Annotated in this window: 14 protein-coding genes; 7 read left to right on the forward strand and 7 right to left on the reverse strand. The window is 68.4% G+C overall.

The genetic code is table 11. The annotated features are described in order from the left end of the window. The first annotated feature begins 65 nt into the window (after positions 1–65). From AB4Z10_RS21005 to AB4Z10_RS21020, 4 genes are all read left to right on the forward strand, one after another. The gene (locus tag AB4Z10_RS21005; RefSeq protein ID WP_441472328.1) at positions 66–1,520 is read left to right on the forward strand and encodes a peptidoglycan-binding protein; all 1,455 of its coding nucleotides are present in this window, start codon (positions 66–68) and stop codon (positions 1,518–1,520) included. A 262-nt stretch (positions 1,521–1,782) separates the two neighbouring features. Next, positions 1,783–2,775: a tripartite tricarboxylate transporter substrate binding protein gene (locus AB4Z10_RS21010; protein WP_441472413.1), complete on the forward strand. Its 993-nt coding sequence runs from the start codon at positions 1,783–1,785 to the stop codon at positions 2,773–2,775. Positions 2,776–2,932: 157 nt separating this feature from the next. Beyond that, on the forward strand, positions 2,933–3,424 hold the full coding sequence (locus tag AB4Z10_RS21015) for a tripartite tricarboxylate transporter TctB family protein (protein ID WP_441472329.1): 492 nt from the start codon (positions 2,933–2,935) through the stop codon (positions 3,422–3,424). A gap of 13 nt (positions 3,425–3,437) precedes the next feature. Continuing rightward, a complete protein-coding gene (locus tag AB4Z10_RS21020) occupies positions 3,438–4,943 on the forward strand; it encodes a tripartite tricarboxylate transporter permease (RefSeq protein ID WP_441472330.1) in 1,506 nt (501 codons plus the stop codon). A gap of 129 nt (positions 4,944–5,072) precedes the next feature. Here AB4Z10_RS21020 and AB4Z10_RS21025 read toward each other — a convergent pair whose 3' ends face one another. Next, on the reverse strand, positions 5,073–5,819 hold the full coding sequence (locus AB4Z10_RS21025) for an enoyl-CoA hydratase-related protein (protein WP_441472331.1): 747 nt from the start codon (positions 5,817–5,819) through the stop codon (positions 5,073–5,075). A gap of 187 nt (positions 5,820–6,006) precedes the next feature. Between AB4Z10_RS21025 and AB4Z10_RS21030 the strand changes: the two genes are divergently transcribed. Together AB4Z10_RS21030 and AB4Z10_RS21035 are read left to right on the forward strand one after the other, a co-directional pair. After that, on the forward strand, positions 6,007–8,079 hold the full coding sequence (locus tag AB4Z10_RS21030) for a 3-hydroxyacyl-CoA dehydrogenase NAD-binding domain-containing protein (RefSeq protein ID WP_441472332.1): 2,073 nt from the start codon (positions 6,007–6,009) through the stop codon (positions 8,077–8,079). 173 nt (positions 8,080–8,252) lie between these two features. After that, positions 8,253–9,323 (forward strand): DUF808 domain-containing protein, encoded by a 1,071-nt coding sequence (locus AB4Z10_RS21035; protein ID WP_441472333.1) that lies wholly within the window; start codon positions 8,253–8,255, stop codon positions 9,321–9,323. Between the two features lie 110 nt (positions 9,324–9,433). Here the strand turns inward: AB4Z10_RS21035 and AB4Z10_RS21040 are convergent, their stop codons facing one another. The 3 genes from AB4Z10_RS21040 to AB4Z10_RS21050 all read right to left on the reverse strand — a co-directional run bounded on the left by AB4Z10_RS21040 (position 9,434) and on the right by AB4Z10_RS21050 (position 13,318). Continuing rightward, positions 9,434–10,126 carry a nitroreductase gene (locus AB4Z10_RS21040; RefSeq protein WP_441472334.1) on the reverse strand — a complete coding sequence of 231 codons (693 nt, stop codon included), beginning with the start codon at positions 10,124–10,126 and terminating at the stop codon, positions 9,434–9,436. 77 nt (positions 10,127–10,203) lie between these two features. Next, positions 10,204–11,589, reverse strand: a complete 1,386-nt coding sequence (locus AB4Z10_RS21045) for an FAD-binding oxidoreductase (RefSeq protein WP_441472335.1) — start codon at positions 11,587–11,589, stop codon at positions 10,204–10,206. A 19-nt stretch (positions 11,590–11,608) separates the two neighbouring features. After that, complete coding sequence (locus AB4Z10_RS21050; protein ID WP_441472336.1) at positions 11,609–13,318, reverse strand: lysine--tRNA ligase; 1,710 nt, start codon at positions 13,316–13,318, stop codon at positions 11,609–11,611. 217 nt (positions 13,319–13,535) lie between these two features. Here AB4Z10_RS21050 and AB4Z10_RS21055 point away from each other — a divergent pair, with 217 nt between their 5' ends. After that, positions 13,536–14,690, forward strand: a complete 1,155-nt coding sequence (locus AB4Z10_RS21055; protein WP_441472337.1) for an amidohydrolase — start codon at positions 13,536–13,538, stop codon at positions 14,688–14,690. 181 nt (positions 14,691–14,871) lie between these two features. Here the strand turns inward: AB4Z10_RS21055 and AB4Z10_RS21060 are convergent, their stop codons facing one another. The 3 genes from AB4Z10_RS21060 to uxaC form a co-directional block, all read right to left on the reverse strand. Further along, positions 14,872–15,702, reverse strand: a complete 831-nt coding sequence (locus AB4Z10_RS21060) for a transporter substrate-binding domain-containing protein (RefSeq protein WP_441472338.1) — start codon at positions 15,700–15,702, stop codon at positions 14,872–14,874. 228 nt (positions 15,703–15,930) lie between these two features. Next, complete coding sequence (locus AB4Z10_RS21065) at positions 15,931–17,400, reverse strand: mannitol dehydrogenase family protein (protein WP_441472339.1); 1,470 nt, start codon at positions 17,398–17,400, stop codon at positions 15,931–15,933. Next, on the reverse strand, positions 17,397–18,800 hold the full coding sequence (gene uxaC, locus AB4Z10_RS21070) for a glucuronate isomerase (protein WP_441472340.1): 1,404 nt from the start codon (positions 18,798–18,800) through the stop codon (positions 17,397–17,399). The genes AB4Z10_RS21065 and uxaC overlap by 4 nt, the downstream gene beginning before the upstream one ends. Positions 18,801–19,006 lie beyond the last annotated feature (206 nt).

Here is a 19,006-nt window from a genome sequence, read left to right on the forward strand (position 1 = left end):
CCACGGTTGCGGCGCAGCGCGTTCTGACGCTCAATGCAGCCGCTCCGCCCCCGCTCGAGGACGAGATGATGCTCCGCGCCTGCCAGACCCATCTGCGAATCGGACGAGCCCGCGCCGCCGCGCTGGCGCTCGCGCTGCTGGGTGCGCCGCATGCGGGTGCCTGGGCGCAAGCTCCGGGTGCGCAGGCGCAGGCTCCGAATCCGCAGATGGCGGCGGCGCAGGCGAGCTTCGAGGCGATGCCCGAGGCCGAGCGCAAGGCGATCCAGAGCGACCTGATCTGGGCCGGCCAGTTCAACGGCGCGGTCAGCGGCGCCTTCGGCCCCCTGACCTTCCGGGCGATCAATACCTTCAAGGGCGCGCGTGGACTGGCCGACGGCGTGCTTCTTCCGACCGAGCGGGTCGCGCTCGCAAGGACTGCGCAAGCGGCGCGCGACCTGGCCGGCTTCCGCATCCTGGTCGATGAGAAGACCGGCGTGCAGATCGGCATCCCGACGAAGCTCCTCCCGAGACGGGATGCGACGCCTTCCGGCGGCAGTCGCTGGCAGAGCACCGACGAGAAAGTCACGCTCGACACCACCGCCTCGCCGCCGGGCGAAGACCTCGCCGCACTGTTCGAGAAGGCGACCGCCGTCAATCCGAACAGTCCCCGCAAGGTCACCTACAAGCTGCTCCGCCCGGACTTCTTCGTCGTCACCGGCGAGACGCCGACCGGGCGCTTCTATCGCCGGCTCTCTGCCGGACCGCAGGGGCTGAGGGGGTTCTCGATCGGCTATGACAAGGCGCTGGCGCCGACGGTCGACAAGCTGGTGATCGCGATCGCCGCGAGCTTCGAGCCCTTCCCGACGGGGCCGCTCCCGACGGCGCCCTCGGCCGTTGCAGGTGGAGCCGCCGCGCAGCCCGGGGTGTCGGCGCCGCTGCAGCCTGCTGCGCGCAGCAACGAGCGCTACGGCGTCGCGCTTGTGCTCGACGAGCGGACGGCGCTGAGCGCAGCGCCGGCCGTCGATGCCTGTCGCAGCCTGCGTGTCGGCAATCGCGCTGCCAAGCTGCGCTTGAGGGACGACGCGAGCGGGCTCGTCCTGCTCGATCTCGACGGCGCTGGCGCCGCGAAGCCGACCGGCCTGCGCGCTGAGGCGCCGCGCGCCGATAAGGCGCTGGTGCTCGTCGCATACGGCAACGATGCCGGCAAAAGGGTTGCCGTGGCACTTCCGGGGCAAAGCGTGCAGGCCGGCGGCAAGCCTGCATTGCGGGCGCCCTTGCAGCCCGGTCAGGCGGGCGCGCCGGCCTTCGACCGGCAGGGGCGCCTGGTGGGGATCGTGATCGACAACCCTTCCGACAAGGTCCTGATCGCCGGCGTCGCGCCGCAGCGCAGCTACGCGCTCGCCGACGCCGCGGCCATCCAGGCGATGCTCGGCAAGGCCGGCGCTTCGCTGCCGCCGGCTGCGGCCGGATCAGACCTCAGCACCGGCGCGGTGGTCGAGCGGGTCTCCAGCGCGGTCCAGCCCATCGTCTGCGGACTGTAGCCAAGCCGTCATTGCGAGGAGCGAAGCGACGAAGCAATCCAGGGAGACTGGGTGAGACGTTCGCGCAGTCTCCCTGGATTGCTTCGCTGCGCTCGCAATGACGGGTGGTGCAGATCGCAACAAGGCGTGCCGCATCGGCCAAAATGAGAGGTTGTCACCCGCCGCGTGATCGGCTCAGATGGCCCGTCATATCAAGGGAGCCCCGTCGCGGACGAGGAGCGCCCAGGCACTAAATCGATTTAGCGGGAGGAACTGGGGAATGATCGATTTCATCGACAGGCGTAGTGTGCTCAAGGGCGCGGCCGCAGCCGGCGCTGCCAGCCTGATTGCGGCGCCCGCGATCGCGCAGGCGAATTATCCCTCGCGGCCGATCACCCTGATCTGCCCCTGGGGTGCCGGCGGCGGCACGGACGCCACGGCGCGCATCGTCGCGCAGCTTCTGGAGAAGGACCTCGGCCAGCCGGTCAACGTCGTCAACCGCACGGGCGGTTCCGGCGTGGTCGGTCATTCCGCCATCGCGACGGCGGCGCCGGACGGCTACAATATCGGCATGCTGACGGTCGAGATCGCCATGATGCACCATCAGGGCCTGACCGATCTCAAGTCGACGAGCTACACCTCGCTCGCGCTGATGAACGAGGACCCGCCAGGCGTGCAGGTCTCGGCCTCCGGCCCGTACAAGGACATCAAGGCGCTGGCCGACGCGATCAAGGCGGCGCCTCCCGGCAAGCTCAAGGCCTCCGGCACCGGCCAGGGAGGCATCTGGCATCTCGCTCTGATCGGCTGGCTCGTTTCCATGGGCCTGAAGCCTGACCATGTCGCCTGGGTGCCGTCGAACGGCGCGGCGCCGGCGATGCAGGACCTCGCTGCCGGCGGCCTCGACATCGTCACCTGCTCGGTGCCCGAGGGACGGGCGATGATCGATGCCGGCAAGGCGAAGTCGCTGGCGATCATGTCTGACGCGCGCAACCCGCAGTTCAAGGACGTGCCGACGCTGAACGAGACGCTCGGCGTCAACTACTCGATCGGCGCCTGGCGCGGTATCGGCGCGCCGAAGGGGCTGCCCGCCGAGCTCCAGTCCAAGCTGACGGCCTCGCTGAAGAAGGCCTTCGAGTCGAAGGACTATCAGGACTTCATGAACGCGCGCGGCTTCGGCATGAAGTTCGCGGACGGGCCGGGCTTCGCTTCCTTCATGGCCGAAAGCGACAAGTCGATGGCCTCCGCCATGAAGGCGGCGGGGCTCGCCAAGGGCTGAGCTTACAAGCACAGGTCGTCCCGGGCGACCGAAGGGAGACCCGGGACCCATTCCTGAACCTTGATCGGAAACGCTCCGGCATGGATCCCGGGTCAAGCCCGGGATGACGGAGCGTTTCCGTGCAACCCCGAAAGCGCGAGTTGCGGGACGCTCCAGCATGTTGTTGTCAGATCGTATTTCCGGCTCCGCCCTCGCCGCGCTGGGGGCCGTCGCCTTCGTCTATGGCTCACGATTGCCGCCCGTTCCGGGCCAGCAGGTCGGCCCGTCCGCCTTTCCCATGGTCGTCGGTGCGGGCCTCGTACTCTGCGGCGGCTTGATCGTCTTCGGCATCGGCCGTCATTTCGAGGAAGTCGCCGAGGCCGATGTCGTCAGCCATGCGACGCCTGAGGAGCTGGCGCCGCTGCCGGCCTGGCGCAACTGGCTGGCCCTGCTGCCGCCCGCGCTGCTTGCCTTCTACGCGCTCGTCTCCGAGACGCTCGGCTTCCTGCCGACGGCCGCGATCATGGTGCTCGTCGCGAGCCTCGCCTTCGGCGCGAAGCCGAAGCTCGCGGTGCCGCTCGCGATCATCGCGCCCTTCGCGATCAACCTGATCTTCCTGAAGCTGCTGCGGGTGCCGCTGCCCGGCGGCATCCTGCCCTTCCCCTGGTGAGCGAGGCCTGACGATGGACACCGTCATCAAGGCCTTCGGGCTTGTCTTCCAGTTCGACGTGATGATCGCTCTCGTCGCCTCGGCCTTCTACGGGCTGACGGTCGGCGCGCTGCCCGGTCTCTCCGCCACCATGGCGACGGCGCTGCTCGTGCCCGTCACCTTCTACCTCTCGCCGATCGCGGCGGTGGCGACGATCATCACGGCCTCGGCGATGGCGATCTTCTCCGGCGACATTCCGGGCTGCCTCTTGCGCATCCCCGGCACGCCGGCTTCCGCCGCCTATACCGACGAGGCCTATGCGATGACGCGCAAGGGCCAGGCGGAGACGGCGCTCGGCATCTGCCTGTGGTTCTCGGCGCTCGGCGGCATCGCCGGCACGCTTTCGCTGATGCTGATCGCGCCGCTGCTCGCCGAGATGGCCTTGTCCTTCTCGACCTACGAGAACTTCTGGCTCGCCATGCTCGGCCTGATGTGCTCGACGCTGGTGGCGCGCTCCTCGCCGATCAAGGCGATCGCGGCGATGCTGCTCGGCCTGCTCATCACCTGCATCGGCATCGACAACCCAGGCGGCGTGCCGCGCTTCACCTTCGGCTCGACCGACCTGTTGGGGGGTATCGAGCCCATCCCGGCGCTGGTCGGCGTCTTCGCGCTGGCCGAGGTGATGCGGGCGCTGACCGAGCGCGAGCCGCCGAAGATCGAGAACCGCCGCCTCGGCTCGATCCTCAAGGGCCAGTGGCAGCTCACCAAGGAATATCCCAAGCAGCAGACGCGCGGGAACATCGTCGGCATCATCATCGGCGTGCTGCCGGGCGCCGGCGCCGACATGGCGGCCTGGGTCAGCTATGCGATGTCGAAGCGCTTCTCGAAGACACCGGAGAAGTTCGGCACCGGCCACCCGGAAGGGCTGATCGAGGCCGGCGCCTCCAACAACGCCTCGCTGGCCTCGGGCTGGGTGCCGGCGCTGCTCTTCGGCATTCCCGGCGACACCATCACCGCGATCGCCATCGGCGTGCTCTACATGAAGGGGCTGAACCCGGGGCCGACGCTGTTCACCACGCAGGCCGAGAGCATGTATGCGCTCTACATCATCTTCATCCTCGGCAACATCATCATGATCCCCTTCGGCATCATCATGATCCGGTTGGCGAGCAAGGTCGTCGGCGCGCCGCGCTCGGCGGTGATGCCGGTGATCATGATCTTCTGCGCCGTGGGTGCCTTCGCGACGGCGGGCAACAACCTGTTCGCGGTCTGGTGCGTCGCCTTCTTCGGCCTGTTCGGCTTCGTGATGGAGAAGAACGGCTATCCGGTCGCGGCGATGGTGCTTGGCATCGTCATGGGCACGATGGTGGAGCAGAGCTTCGTGACCTCGCTGATCAAGTCCGATGGATCGGTGCTGCCCTTCTTCGACCGGCCGGTCTCGTCGGTGCTGGCGGCGATGACCTTCGCCGCGCTGCTCTGGCCGGTCTTCTCCTGGACGCGCGACTGGCTGAGAGGGCGCGGCCGGACGGTGGCGGCCTGAGGAGGCGGCAGCAAATCATTCGCGGGCGACCGCAGGGTCGACCCGAGAATCTCAGGCCGCGAAAGCTCCCCGGAGCGCTCTTCGGCGGGAGATGCTCGGGTCAAGCCCGAGCATGACGAGCCTTGCGGCTCACTTCTTCAGGAACGCGGCGAAGGCCGCCATCGCCTCCGGCGAGCGCAGGCGCTCGCCGAAATGGCGGGCTTCCGTCGCGATGGTTTCGGCCACGGCCTCGGCCGAGCCGCGCTTGAGCAGCATCTTGGTGAGCGCGAGCGATTCCGGCGGGAGAGCCGCCAGCGCCTTGGCTTTGGCAAGTCCGGCTTCCAGTGCCGTGCCGTCCTCGACCACGGCGTTGACGAGGCCGGCGGCAGCGGCGGCCTCCGCATTGAAGGCCTCGCCCAGCATCAGCAACTCGGCCGCCTTCTTGGAGCCGGCGACGAGCGGCAGCAGGTGGCTCGATCCGCCCTCGGGCGAGAGGCCGAGCGTGACGAAGGGCAGGCGGAAGGTCGCGGAGCGGGCGGCGAAGGCGAGGTCGCAATGCAGCAACATCGTCGTGCCGATGCCGACGGCGAAACCTTCCACTGCCGCGACGATCGGCTTCCGGGCGGTCGAGATCACCTCGAGGAAGTCGATGGCGACGCGCGGGCCTTCGCCGGAGGCGGCGGCGATGGCGAAATCCTTGATGTCATTGCCGCTGGTAAAGCAGCCGCCGGCGCCCGTCAGCAGGATGGCGCGGATCGAGGCGTCGGCTTCGGCGGCGCCGATCGCCGCGATCAGCCCGGAGTAACTGGCGCGGTCGAGCGCGTTCTTGCGGTCGGGCCGGTTCATGGTGATCTGCACGACGCCAGCTGCGACGGTTTCGCTCAGCACTTCGCTCATCGGTCCGCTCCTGATGGAGGTGTCGGGATGGCATGGCCTTTCGCAAGGGGTCAAGCGAGGCCGGATGCGTCTTTCGTCACCGCCCCGAGCTTGACATCGCGCCGGCCGGGTTCTCCCTAACCGTATGGACGCTTCGCTGCCTTGCTGCGAGTCGGGGCGCGCGGGACAGGGATTGCGGAGGCCGTCGATGACGAAGGTTCAGCTTGAGGTGCGCGGCCGAGTCGCGCTCGCCACCATCGACAATCCCCCGGTCAACGCACTCGGTGCTGCGGTGCGCGAGGGGCTCGCGGCCGCAATCGAAAGGGCAAATGCCGACGCTTCGGTCGTCGCGATCGTGATCGCGTCCGCTGGCAAGGCTTTCATCGCCGGCGCCGATATCAGCGAGTTCGGCAAGCCGCCGGCGCCGCCGCTGCTGCCCGATCTGCTCGATGCGATCGAGGCCTCGGCCAAGCCGGTCGTCGCCGCGATCCAGGGCGTGGCGCTCGGCGGCGGGCTGGAGGTGGCGCTCGCCTGCCATGCCAGAATCGCGCTGCCGGCCGCGAAGCTCGGCCTGCCGGAGGTCAAGCTCGGCCTCATCCCAGGCGCCGGCGGCACGCAGCGCCTGCCGCGGCTGATCGGCGCGGCGCGCGCCTTTCCGATGATGCTCTCGGGCGAGCCGCTCTCGGCCGGCCAGGCGCTCGAATACGGGCTGCTGGACGAGGTCGTCTCCAGCGATCTCGTCGCGGGCGCGGTCCGGCTGGCCGAAGGGCTGGCGGCGGAGGGCCGCCGCCCGGTGACGAGCGCGGCGACAGGCGAACTGACCGAGGCCGATCGCGAAGCCTTCGAAGCACTCGCCAAGGACGCCCTGAAGAAGGCCGACGGCATGCCGAACGTGCCCGCGCTGGTCGAGGCGGTGCGGGCCGCCTTCGACCTGCCCTTCGCCGAGGGTGCGGGCGTCGAGCGCAGGCTCTTCCTCTCGCTGATCGCCGATGAACGCTCGAAGGCCCTGCGCCATGTCTTCTTCGCCGAGCGCGAGGTCGCGAGGGTGCCGGGCATCGGGCCGGATGTGAAGCCGCGCGAGATCGCCCGCGCCGCGGTGATCGGCGCGGGAACGATGGGCGGCGGCATCGCCATGTGCTTCGCCAATGCCGGCATCCCGGTGACGCTGATCGAGACCACGCAAGCTGCACTCGACAACGGCATCAATCGCATCGGTGCGATCTACGACATCTCGGTGTCGCGGGGCTCGCTGGCACCTGAAGCGAAAGCCCGGCGCATGGCGTTGATCAGGCCGGCCGTCGGCATCGCCGCCGCGGCGGGTGCCGATATCGTCATCGAGGCCGCCTTCGAGGAGATGGGCGTCAAGCAGCAGATCTTCGGCGAGCTCGACAAGGTCGCCAAGCCCGGCGCCATCCTCGCCAGCAACACCTCCTATCTCGACGTGCCCACCATCGCGGCGGCGACCAAGCGGCCGCAGGATGTACTCGGCATGCATTTCTTCAGCCCGGCCAACGTCATGAAGCTGCTGGAAATCGTCAGGCCGAAGGGCGTGGCGGACGATGCGGTCGCGACCGCGGTCGCGCTCGGGCGCAAGCTGGGCAAGGTGCCGGTCGTGGTCGGCAATGGCTTCGGCTTCGTCGGCAACCGCATGCTGGAGCAGCGCACCCGCGCCGCAGAGCGTCTGCTGATTGCGGGCGCACTGCCGCATGAGGTCGATGCCGCGCTCGTCGGCTTCGGCTTCAAGATGGGCCCCTTCGCCATGGCCGATCTCGCCGGCAACGATATCGGCTGGCGCTCGCGCAAGGCGCGCGGCCTCAAGGCCCCCGTGGCGGATGCGATCTGCGAGGCTGGCTGGTTCGGCCAGAAGACCGGGCGCGGCTATTACATCTATCCGCAAGGCGCGCGCGCCGGCCAGCGCTGCCCCGAGGTCGAGGCGCTGATCGCCCGCATCTCGGCCGAGCGGGGCGTGACGCGGCGCAGCTTCACCCAGGAGGAGATCCTGGCGCGGCTGCTCGATCCGATGGTGAACGAGGGCGCGCGCATCCTGGAAGAGGGCATCGCGGCGCGGCCGGGCGACATCGATGTCGTCTGGATCAACGGCTACAACTGGCCGGCCTGGCGCGGCGGGCCGATGTTCTGGGCCGATACGGTGGGGCTCGACGTCATCGCGAAGCGGCTGGAAGCGCAGGCGGCCGAGACCGGCGACAAGGCGCTGCAGCCGGCCCCGCTGCTGAAGCGCCTCGCCGCCGACGGCAAGGGCTTCGCCAGCCTGAAGGGCTGAGTCGGATTGCGGCTCGTCATGCTCGGACTTGATCCGAGCATCTCTCCGACGAGAGGCTCCGGGAGCCTCCTCTGCGTGAGATCCTCGGGTTTGTGCTGGGCTCCGCCCGAGAATGACGGCTCGCGGAAAGCGGGCTAGGGTCGCGACCGTTTGCATCATCTCAGGAGAGGCGATTGGCTTCGGGTCTGTTCGCGCTGCTCGACGACGTCGCCGGCATCGCCAAGGTCGCGGCGGCGTCGGTCGACGATGTCGTGGCCCAGGCCGGAAAGGCGGGGGTCAAGGCGGCGGGCGTCGTCATCGACGATGCGGCGGTGACGCCCCGCTATGCCGTGGGCTTCGCGGCCTCGCGCGAGCTGCCGATCATCTGGCGGATCGCGCTGGGCTCGCTGCGCAACAAGCTCATCTTCCTGCTGCCGGGCGCGTTGGTGCTGGCGCTGGTCGCGCCCTGGGCGATCACGCCGCTCTTGATGGCCGGCGGCGCCTTTCTGTGCTTCGAGGGCGCCGAGAAGGTGCTGGAGCTGATGCTGCCGCATGGCGCGCATGGCGCCGCGAAGGCGGGCGAGACGGCGGGAGATCCTGCGGCCCTCGAACAACAGAAGGTCGCCGGTGCGATCAAGACCGACTTCATCCTCTCGGCCGAGATCATGGCGATCACGCTCGCCGGCGTCTCCGACCAGTCGTTCTGGATGAAGGCGGCGGTGCTCGCCATCGTCGGCATCGGCATCACCGTTGCCGTCTATGGCGTCGTCGCGCTGATCGTGAAGGCGGATGATGTCGGCGTTGCGCTTGCCGCCAACCAGCGCCCCGGCACGAGCCTGCTGGGCCTCAGGCGGCTGGAGCCGGGCGAAGCGGGCGGGCTCGACCGTGCGCTGCGCTGGCTGACGCAGCCGCTCGGGCGTGGCCTCGTGCGCGGCATGCCCACTTTCCTCAACCTGCTCGGCGCAGTCGGCACGGCGGCGATGCTCTGGGTCGGCGGCGGCATCATCATCCACGGGCTGGAGGGTTACGGCCTCTCAGGCCTCGGCCACGGCGTCCATGACCTTGCCGTGGCTGCCGGCCGCGCCTTGCCACCTGCAATCGCCGCGATTGGCGAATGGCTGGCCGGTGCGGCGCTGGCGGCCGTCTTCGGGCTGGTCGTCGGCGGCATCGCGATCGTCGCGATGCGCTGGCTGGTCGGGCCGCTGCTGAAGCTCTTCCGGAAGGATGCCGACAAGCCCGTGCACGATGGCGGGCGCGGCTCGTAGCCCGTCATGCTCGCCCTCGTGGCGAGCATCCACGTCTGAACACCGCCCTCGCCGAAGGAAGGCGTGGATGGCCGGGACAAGCCCGAGCATGACGAGCGTTTGACCCAGCCTCAATCCAGCCAACTGGTGAAGGCTTCGACCGGCTCGCGTTCGGGCACCAGCCGGTTGGCCGGGGCATCGGGATCGGCCTTGCCGATGGCGATGCCGCAGACCACGATCTGGTTGTCGGGGATGGCCAGTTCGCGCCGCACGATCGGGTGGAACTGCGCGAAGATCGCCTGCGGGCAGGAATCGAGGCCGTGGCCCTGCGCGGCGATCAGCAGGTTCTGGATGAACATGCCGAGGTCCAGCCAGGAGCCGATCTCGAGATCGCGGTCGATCGTCAGCATCAGCGCCACCGGCGCATCGAAGAAGCGTAGATTGGCGGCGGTCTGCCGCTTCATGCCCTCGGTATCGCCCTTCACCACGCCGAGCAGGCCGTAGAGATCCCAGCCGACCTTGCGGCGGCGCGAGAGATAGGGCTCGCGGAAGCGTTCGGGATAGTAGCGGTACTCCTCGACACCCGGCCGCTCGCCGGCTTCGAGCGCCGCGAGCAGCGCAGCCTCAAGCCGTGCCCGCGTCTGCGGGCCGATCACCCTGAGCTTCCAGGGCTGCATGTTGGTGCCGGAAGGGGCCTGCGCTGCCAGATCGATGAGGCGGCGCAGCAGTCCGGGGTCTACCGGATCGGGCAGGAAGGCGCGGATGGCGCGGCGTGTGCGGATTGCGTGCTCGACGGCTTCGATAGGCGTCATCTCGTCGATCATGCTCCGCTCCCGGCCCGCGCTCTCCCTTGCGTTCTGCCAGAGCCGCCGGCCGGGCGCCATAGACCGATAGTTGCCGGTCAGGCCGGCAGGATGCGCCCGCGGTTGAGAATGTTGCCCGGGTCGAGCGTCCGCTTCAGCGTCGTCATCAGGGCGAGCTCGGCATCCGAGCGGCTCATGCCGAGATAGGGCCGCTTGAGGATGCCGACGCCATGCTCGGCCGAGATGCTGCCGTGTTTCTCGCGGACCAACTCGTAGACGATATCGGCGAAGCCGGAGAGATCCGCAGTCTCGTCATGAACAGACAGATGCAGGTTGCTGTCGGCGAGATGACCGAAGACGATGGGGAAGGCCGTGCCGCTGCGGGCCTTGACCCGCTGGCGCAGCAGCGCGACCGCATCCGCCATGGCGCCCAGGGGAATGCTGACGTCGAAATGGATGCCCGGCGGCAGGTCGCGGTAGAACTCGTAATTCGCCTCGCGATAGGCCCAGAAGCGCTGCCGGTCGCGGCCGGACTGGGCGATCAGGGCATCTTCCAGCAGGCCCTCCTCCGCCAGTTCGGCAAGCGCCTCGGCGAAGGTCTCCTCGCCGGTGGAGCCGGAGCCCATCGCGGCCTCGACGACGATCGTGACCTCGGGCTCCCCGGCAAAGGGAGCGGGCAGGCCGCCCTTTTCAATCGCGGCTTTCATGTATTCGGACCACATCGCCTCGAAGGCGAGCAGGCCGCCGCCGAGCCGCGCTTCGAGGCGGTTGAGCGCTGCGAGCGCGTTGCCGACGCTGCCGGCGGCGCAGAGCGCGGTCTGCACGCCGGTCACTGCCGGCTGCAGGGCGAGCAGCACGCGCGTGACGACGCCCAGCGTGCCTTCGCTGCCGATGAAGAGCTGCGTCCAGTCATAGCCGGCATTGTTCTTCACCACCTTCTTGAGATGGCCCACGATGCGGCCGTCGGCCATCACCGCTTCGAGGCCGAGCACGCTGCGCCGAGTCATGCCGTAGCGCAGGACCTGCACGCCGCCGGCATTGGTGGCGACATTGCCGCCGATGGTGCAGGTCCCGCGCGCGCCGAGATCGACGCCGTAGAGGAAGCCCGCTTCCGCCGCCTTTTCCTGCACGACCGCGAGCGGCGTTCCGGCGAGCACGGTCATCGTTCGCGTTACCGGATCGATGTCCTCGACGCCGCTCATGCGTTCGAGCGAGAGCGCGACTTCGCCTGCCTGCGGCGTGGCGCCGCCGGCAAGCCCGGTCATGCCGCCCTGCACGACGACGGGCAGCGAGAAACGCGAGCAGATCGCCAGCACCGCGGCGACCTCCTCGGTCGTCCGCGGGGCGACGAGGAGGGCCGGCAGACCCTCCGGCGTGTCGGAGGCGTCCTTGCGGTTGCGGGCGGGGATCGCCTCCCCGCTGCGCAGGTCGCCGGGGCCAACCACCTCCGCCAGCGCCGCGAGCGCGTCGTCGGGAAGGATCATGGCAGGCTCCGTAGGCTCGTCAGTCGGCTTTGCGCGCCGCGAGGAAGGCGGCGTGTTCCTTGACCAGATCGCCGGCCAGCGCCTTGGCGATCAGGGCGCGGGTGTTGGGCAGGCCGTAGATCGCCGCGAAGGAGCCGAAGCGCGGGCCCTGATCCTCGCCGAACATCACCTGGTAGATCGCCTTCCACCAGTCGCCGGAGACGCCCGGACGCTCCGGCGTCGCGTTCTTGGCGGTGAGGTTCTGGTAGCGCGGAATGGCGCGCGCAACATCCAGCGCCGTGTCCTGCACCATCTCGGGCGTGGGATCGGCCGGCAGGGCTGCCAGCGCGGCGTCCAGCTTGGCGAAGGCGTCGCGCTCGACCTCGTCGGCCGGGCGGTAGTTCTTCGCCGGCTTCACGAAGTCGCGGAAATAGGCGATCGCGTAGCCGACCAGCGCATCGAGGCGCGGATGGGTTTCCGGCGACATGCCGGGCGCATAACGCTGGAGGAAGCCCCAGAGCACGGCCTTGTCCTCGGAGTTCGCGACGGCGACGAGGTTCATCAGCAGGCCGAAGGTGACCTGCGTCCTCACCGCGTTGTCGCCCTCGCCGGAGGCGATGACTTCCGGCGCAGGCGGGTTGCCGTTGTGAATGTGCCAGACCGGGTTGCCCAGGCGGTTCTTCCAGTCCTGCTTCTCATAGCCGTTGAGGAACTGGAGATACTCGTCGACCGCGCGCGGGATCACGTCGAAATGCAGCTTCTTGGCCTCGCGCGGGCGCTGGAACATGTAGAGCGCCAGGCTCTCCGGCGGGCCGTAGGTCAGCCATTCCTCGATCGTCAGGCCGTTGCCCTTCGACTTCGAGATCTTCTGGCCCTGCTCGTCCAGGAAGAGCTCGTAGTTGAAGCCTTCCGGCGGCGTGCCGTCGAGCGCGCGGGCAATCTGCGAGGAGACCTTGACCGAGTCGATCAGGTCCTTGCCGGCCATCTCGTAATCGACGCCGAGCGCGACCCAGCGCATCGCCCAGTCCGGCTTCCACTGCAGCTTGACGTTGCCGCCGGTGACCGGGGTGACGAAGCGTTCGCCGGTTGCCGGATCGGCCCAGGCGATGGTGCCGGCCTCGACATCGACCTCGTCGATCGGCACTTGCATGACGACGCGCGTCTTCGGGTGGATCGGCAGGAAGGGCGAATAGGTCGCGGCCCGCTCCTCGCGCAGCGTCGGCAGCATGATCTTCATCACCGCATCGTAGCGGGCGAGCATCTTGAGCAGCGTCGCGTCGAACTCGCCGGCGCGATACGAGTCGGTCGAGGACTTGAACTCGTAGTCGAAGCCGAAGCTGTCGAGGAAGGCGCAGAGCCGCGCGTTGTTGTGGCGGCCGAACGAGCTGTGCGTGCCGAACGGGTCCGGCACCTCGGTCAGCGGCTTGCCGAGATTGGCGGCGAGCACATCCTTGTTCGGCACGTTGTCCGGCACCTTGCGCAGGCCGTCCATATCGTCCGAGAAGGCGATGAGACGCGTCGGGATGGTGTTGCCGGTCAGCACGCGGAAGGCGTGGCGCACCATCGAGGTGCGGGCGACCTCGCCGAAGGTGCCGATATGCGGCAGGCCCGAGGGGCCGTAGCCGGTTTCGAAGATCACCGATTTCTTGCCGGATTTCTCGATGCGGGCCACGAGCTTGCGCGCCTCCTCGAACGGCCAGGAGGCCGAACGCTGGGCGGCGTCAACGAGGGCTGCGTCGAAGGCGGGCATGAGGGGCGGTGTCCTCTCCTGAACGGGAAAACCATATCGCAAAAGCGAAAGAGGGGCTTTCGCAGATTGCGAAGGGCGCCGTCAATGCGCGAACACGGTTGAAATGCGGCAAACGAGGGTGCGGCCCCTCGCCGAAGCGGCTTGCCGGCTTGCCATGGCGGTATAGGGTCGCCGCTGCCATTTTTTACTTTAGACCATGCCTTGAAAGGATGCCGCCTTGGACCGCGACCTGCTCGACAAGCTGACCGCGTGGCGACGACATCTCCACGCCAATCCCGAATTGTCGTTGCAGGAGGCGCAGACCAGCGCCTTCGTGCAGGAGAAGCTGAAGGAGCTCGGCATCCCCTTCACAGCCAATGTCGGCGGCCACGGCGTCGTCGCGACGTTGACCCGCGGCTCCTCCGAGCGCTCGGTCGGCCTGCGTGCCGACATGGATGCGCTGCCGATCCAGGAGGTGAACGAGCTGCCCTACAAATCCGGCAAGACCAACGTCATGCATGCCTGCGGCCATGACGGCCATACGGTCTCGCTGCTCGGCGCCGCGGCGCTGCTGAAGAGCGACGAGAGCTGGAGCGGCACGGTGCAGTTCCTGTTCCAGCCGGCCGAGGAAGGCTATGGCGGCGCCAAGGCGATGATCAAGGACGGCGTCTTCGAGCGCTTCCCGATGGAGCGCGTCTTCGGCCTGCACAACTGGCCGGGGCTGGAGGCCGGCACCGTCGCCGTGCACCGCGGCCCGGTGATGGCCGAGCCCGGCAAGTTCAAGATCACCCTGTCCGGCACGGCCGGCCATGCCGCCAAGCCCGAGCTGACCCATGATCCGATCACGGCGATGGGTCATCTGATCGTGGCGCTGCAGACGATCGTCTCGCGCAATGTCAGCCCGATGGACAACGCCGTCGTCACGATCGGCCAGATCCATGGCGGGCTCGCCTCGAACCAGATCCCGACCAATGTCTGGATCGAGGGCACCTATCGCGTCTTCACCGTGCCGGTGCGCGAGCGTGTCGTGCAGCGCATCCGCGACATCGCCAACAACATCGCCGCCACCTTCGAGATGCAGGCGGATGTCGATTTCTCGCTGGGTGGGCTCGCGACGATCAACACGCCGGCAGAGGAAGACATGGCGGCCAATGCGGGCAAGGCCGCCGGGCTGAAGGTCCGCCGCGACATCTCCGCCAGCACGACCTCCGAGGATTTCTGCTATTTCCTGCAGGACAGGCCCGGCGCCTATGTCTGGGTCGGCAACGGCCCGGCCGTTAATGGCGGCGAATTGCACAACGACCGCTACGACTTCAACGACGCGATCCTACCCGCGACCTCGGGCTGGCTTGCCGCGGTGGCGAAGCAGGCATTGGCCAGCAACGCGCCCTGAGGCTTAGAGTCTGCTGATTTTCCGCGGAACCTCGCGGTCATCCCGGGCTTGACCCGGGATCCATGCCGGGGCCTCACCGATCAAGGTTCGGGCATGGATCCCGGCTCTGCGCTTCGCTGCGGCCGGGATCACTCGCGTTTCGATGAAGACGCGGCATGCTCTCACGGAGAAGTCGAGGCGCTCAGTACGGGCTGACCGGGAAGAAGCGCAGATAGAGACGGGCATAGGTCCCGTCGTCCCACAGGCCCTGGAGCGCGTAGTCGATGGCGCGCTTCAGGGCGGGGTCGTCCTTGCGCAGCAGGAAGGCGACGCCTTCGCCGAAATAGCGGCTTTCCAGATAAGGGCCGCCGGAGAAGGCGAACTCGCCGCCGCTGCCGGCGAGCGTCAGCGACAGCGCCACGCCGTCGGCGAAGACATATTCGGCCTCGCCGCTGCGCAAGGCGGCGATGGCAGCGCCGAGATCGGTGCTCTCGCGCCGCTGCACGAAGGGCATGAGCCTTTCGAGAAAAGCCTGATGCGCGGAGCTGGAGACCACCGCGACCCGGCGGCCCTGCAGAGCGGTGCTGTCGAGCGCCGGGCGGGCATTGCCGCGCGTGGTGGCGAAACGGGCCGGAGCGCGGAAATAGAGATGGCTGGCGGCGAAGCGCTGCCGCAGCGCCGGCGTCAGGTTCATCGCCGCGGCAAGCACGTCGCCGCGGCCCTCGGCCAGCGAATCCGGCAGCGTGTCGAAACGGCGCGGCTGGATCGTGCAGGTCCAGGCCAGCCTGTCGCAGACGGCGCGGGCGAGCTCGACCGAGAAGCCGGTCAGCGCCCCGTCCGGCCCGGCGAAATGGAAGGGCGGATAGTCGTCGTCGGTGAGGAAGCGCACCACGCGCGGCGGCCCGGGCTCCGGCCGGTCTAGCCGGATGCGCGGGTCCCAGAGATTGGGAATCGCGATACGCGGCGGCTCCTGCGCCACGGCGGTCGCGGCCAGCAGGATCGAGGCGGCAAGGACGGTCAGCGCGCGAAGCATCCTGCGCATCTGGCGCCGGATGGGGCGGCGGATCAAGGGGCGGGGGGCATGGTGCTCTTGCTGCGTCATGGTCAGGCTTGTCCCGACCATCCGCGTCTTCGTTTCGCGAGAGCGCTGTTCAAGACGTGGATGCTCGCCACAAGGGCGAGCATGACGGGGAGGATGTGGGCCTCGTGCAAGAAGCGCTCGGGTCGAAGCTTTGCTTCGCCCGAGAATGACGGAGCGACCTTAGCCGACGCTTGCCGCCGTCGCCTTCGCGCCCTTGTCGAACAGCGAGGCGAGATGAGCGACCACCGGTTTCCTAAACCGTTGCTCGCCCGGCAGGTCGCTGCCGAAGATCGCCTCGATGCCGACCAGCGCCTCGACCAGCGCCGTCGCGTCGCGCCCGGCCGCCTCGGCGCGGCGCTTGAGTTCGGCTGCCAGCGGATCGCGGACGTCGATGGCGCCGCCCTTCTCGTCGCTGCCGGTGACGTAGCGCATCCAGGCGGCGACGCCGAGCGCGAGATGGTCGATCGGCGCGCCGGCCTTCAGCCGCTCGCGGATGGTGCCGAGCAGGCGCTGCGGCAGCTTCTGCGAGCCGTCCATGGCGATCTGCCAGGTGCGGTGGCGGATCGCCGGGTTCTGGAATCGGGCGAGCAGGGCCTTGGCATAATCCGCCAGCACGACGCCCTGCGGCGCAGGCACGGTCGGGATGATCTCGGCCCAGAGACCTTCGAGGAAGCGCGCGAGGACGGGATCGCCGCTGGCCTCGGCGACGGTCTCGTGGCCGGCGAGATAGCCGAGATAGGCGAGCGAGGAATGCGCGCCGTTCAGCATCCTGAGCTTCATGAACTCGAAGGGCGCGACCTCGGAAACCATCTGCGCCCCGACTTCGTGCCAATCCGGGCGGCCGGCGGCGAAGACATCCTCGATCGCCCATTGCCTGAAGGGCTCGCCGATGACCGGGGCAGCATCCTCGGCGCCGATCAACTTCGCGACCTCGGCGATGTCGGCATCGGTCGTGGCCGGCACGATGCGGTCGACCATCGTCGCCGGGAAGGCGCCGTTGGCCTCGATCCAGGCCGCCAGCTTGTCGTCGGTCAGCGCGGCGAAGTCGCGGACGAGGCCGCGCAGGACATGGCCGTTGGAGGGGAGGTTGTCGCAGCAAAGCGCGGTGAACGGGCCGCGACCTTCGGCCCGGCGGACCCGCAGGCCCGCGACCAGGATGCCGACGGCGGATCGCGGCGCATCGGGGTTTTCAAGGTCGTGCAGAATGTCGGGATGGTCGGCCTTGAGCCGGCCGGTCGCCGGGTCGTGGCAATAGCCCTTCTCCGTCACCGTCAGCGAGACGATGCGGGTTTCCGGCGCAGCCAGCCGCGCAACGAGAGCGGAAGGGCTCTCGGGCGCGACGAGCACATCGAGCACGGAGCCGATGATGCGCAACTCCGGTCCCGCCGGGGCGCGCTTGAGCAGGGTGTAGAGCCCGTCCTGCGGCTTCAGGCGGTCGCGCTGGTCGGGGCGCTGCAGGCTCGCGCCGACGATGCCCCAGGCCCCGAAGCGCTTCTCCAGCGCGTCCTCGGTATACTCGGCGAGATGGCCGCGGGCGAAGGCGCCGAGGCCGAGATGGACGATTCCGGGCTTGAGGCCCGAGCGATCATAGGCCGGCCGGCGGACGGCGGCCGGCAGGCCGGCGAGGGTGGAAGCGGAGAGACGGGTCACAGCTTGTAGGCCTCCTTGGCGAGGCGGTAGGCGAGATCGTGGGCGACTTCCACCGCCTCGTCCTCCTCCAGCCGGTGCTCGGCGACGAGCTTGGCGAGATAGGCGCAGTCGACCCGGCGGGCGACGTCATGGCGCGCCGGGATCGAAAGATAGGCGCGGGTGTCGTCGTTGAAGCCGACGGTGTTGTAGAAGCCGGCCGTTTCGGTGGTGAGTTCGCGGAAGCGCAGCATCGCTTCCGGCGCATCGAGGAACCACCAGCCCGGCCCAAGGCGAAGCGCCGGATAATGCCCGGCGAGCGGGGCGAGCTCGCGCGAATAGGCGGTCTCGTCGAGGGTGAAGGCAATGACGGTGAGGCCCGGCTCGTTGCCGACGGCGTCGAGCAACGGTTTCAGCGCTTCGACATAGTTGGTCTCGGTCGGGATATCGCAGCCCATGTCGCGCCCGAAATGCGCGAACAGTGCCGCGTTGTGGTTGCGATGGGAGCCCGGGTGGATCTGGAGGACGAGCCCGTCATCGAGGCTCATCTTCGCCATTTCGGTCAGCATCTGGCCGCGGAAGAGGTCGGCGTCCTTGGCCGAAACCTTGCCCTTCAGGATCTTGGCGTAGAGCTTCTCGGCATCGGCATCCGAGAGATTGGCGGTGCGGGCCGTGGCATGGCCATGGTCGGAGGACGTGGCGCCGCGCTCCTTGAAATAGGCGCGCCGCTGGCGATGGGCGGCGAGATAGCCGGTCCAGCTGCCGATATCCTCGCCGGTCAGCTCGCCGAGTTTTTCGAGATTGTCGGCAAAGCCCTCGAATTCCGGGTCGACGACGCTGTCGGGCCGGTAGGCGGTCACGACCTTGCCGCCCCAGCCGGAGCTGCGGATCATGTCGTGCCATTTGAGATCGTCGAGCGCGCCTTCGGTCGTGCTGATCGCCTCGATCTTGAAGCGCTCGAACAGGGCGCGGGGCCGAAGCTCGGGCTCTTCCAGCTTGGCGGCGATCTTGTCGTAGATCTTGTCGGCATTCTCCGGCGTGAGGCGCTCGTTGATGCCGAAGACCGTCGAGGCGGCATGCTCGAACCAGAGCCGGGTCGGCGTGCCCCTGAAGAGATGCCAGTTGTTGGCGAAGAGGCGCCAGATCTTGCGCGGGTCGGTCTCGACCTCGCCACCGTCCTTGCGGGCGATGCCAAGTTCCTCGAGCCGGATGCCCTGCGAATAGAGCATGCGGAAGATGTAGTGGTCCGGCTTGACAAAGAGCGTGGCCGGATCGGGGAAGGCGTTGTCCTCGGCGTACCAGCGCGGATCGGTGTGGCCGTGCGGCGAGATGATCGGCAGGTCGCGGACGGTGGCGAAGAGCCGGCGCGCGATGCCGCGCGTCACCGGATCGGCGGGGAAGAGGCGATCGTCGTGCAGCAACATGGGCATCTCCATCGGTCGCGTGATCGATTTCGCAATGTCGGTGTGGGATCGATGTGAAAGACCGCTTCCCACTTTTTCATATCCCGCTCTAGAGCCGGCCGCGACGGGGGTCAATTGTCTGGTATACTAGTGCGCCAGATGCGGCTCGTGCTTCGCCCTCATCGCGAGCGTAGCGAAGCAATTCAGGGGGCTGGGCGGAAGGGCTG

This window comes from Allobosea sp. RAF48, from assembly GCF_052114025.1.
Lineage (GTDB): Bacteria > Pseudomonadota > Alphaproteobacteria > Rhizobiales > Beijerinckiaceae > Allobosea.

What these genes read in the sequence shown, in the direction of transcription:
- AB4Z10_RS21005 (WP_441472328.1), top strand. Translation starts at nt 66, where the DNA reads ATGATGCTCCGCGCCTGCCAGACCCATCTGCGAATCGGACGAGCCCGC.
- AB4Z10_RS21015 (WP_441472329.1), top strand. Translation starts at nt 2,933, where the DNA reads ATGTTGTTGTCAGATCGTATTTCCGGCTCCGCCCTCGCCGCGCTGGGG.
- AB4Z10_RS21020 (WP_441472330.1), top strand. Translation starts at nt 3,438, where the DNA reads ATGGACACCGTCATCAAGGCCTTCGGGCTTGTCTTCCAGTTCGACGTG.
- AB4Z10_RS21025 (WP_441472331.1), bottom strand. Translation starts at nt 5,819, where the DNA reads ATGAGCGAAGTGCTGAGCGAAACCGTCGCAGCTGGCGTCGTGCAGATC.
- AB4Z10_RS21030 (WP_441472332.1), top strand. Translation starts at nt 6,007, where the DNA reads ATGACGAAGGTTCAGCTTGAGGTGCGCGGCCGAGTCGCGCTCGCCACC.
- AB4Z10_RS21040 (WP_441472334.1), bottom strand. Translation starts at nt 10,126, where the DNA reads ATGATCGACGAGATGACGCCTATCGAAGCCGTCGAGCACGCAATCCGC.
- AB4Z10_RS21045 (WP_441472335.1), bottom strand. Translation starts at nt 11,589, where the DNA reads ATGATCCTTCCCGACGACGCGCTCGCGGCGCTGGCGGAGGTGGTTGGC.
- AB4Z10_RS21050 (WP_441472336.1), bottom strand. Translation starts at nt 13,318, where the DNA reads ATGCCCGCCTTCGACGCAGCCCTCGTTGACGCCGCCCAGCGTTCGGCC.
- AB4Z10_RS21060 (WP_441472338.1), bottom strand. Translation starts at nt 15,702, where the DNA reads ATGCTTCGCGCGCTGACCGTCCTTGCCGCCTCGATCCTGCTGGCCGCG.
- uxaC (WP_441472340.1), bottom strand. Translation starts at nt 18,800, where the DNA reads ATGTTGCTGCACGACGATCGCCTCTTCCCCGCCGATCCGGTGACGCGC.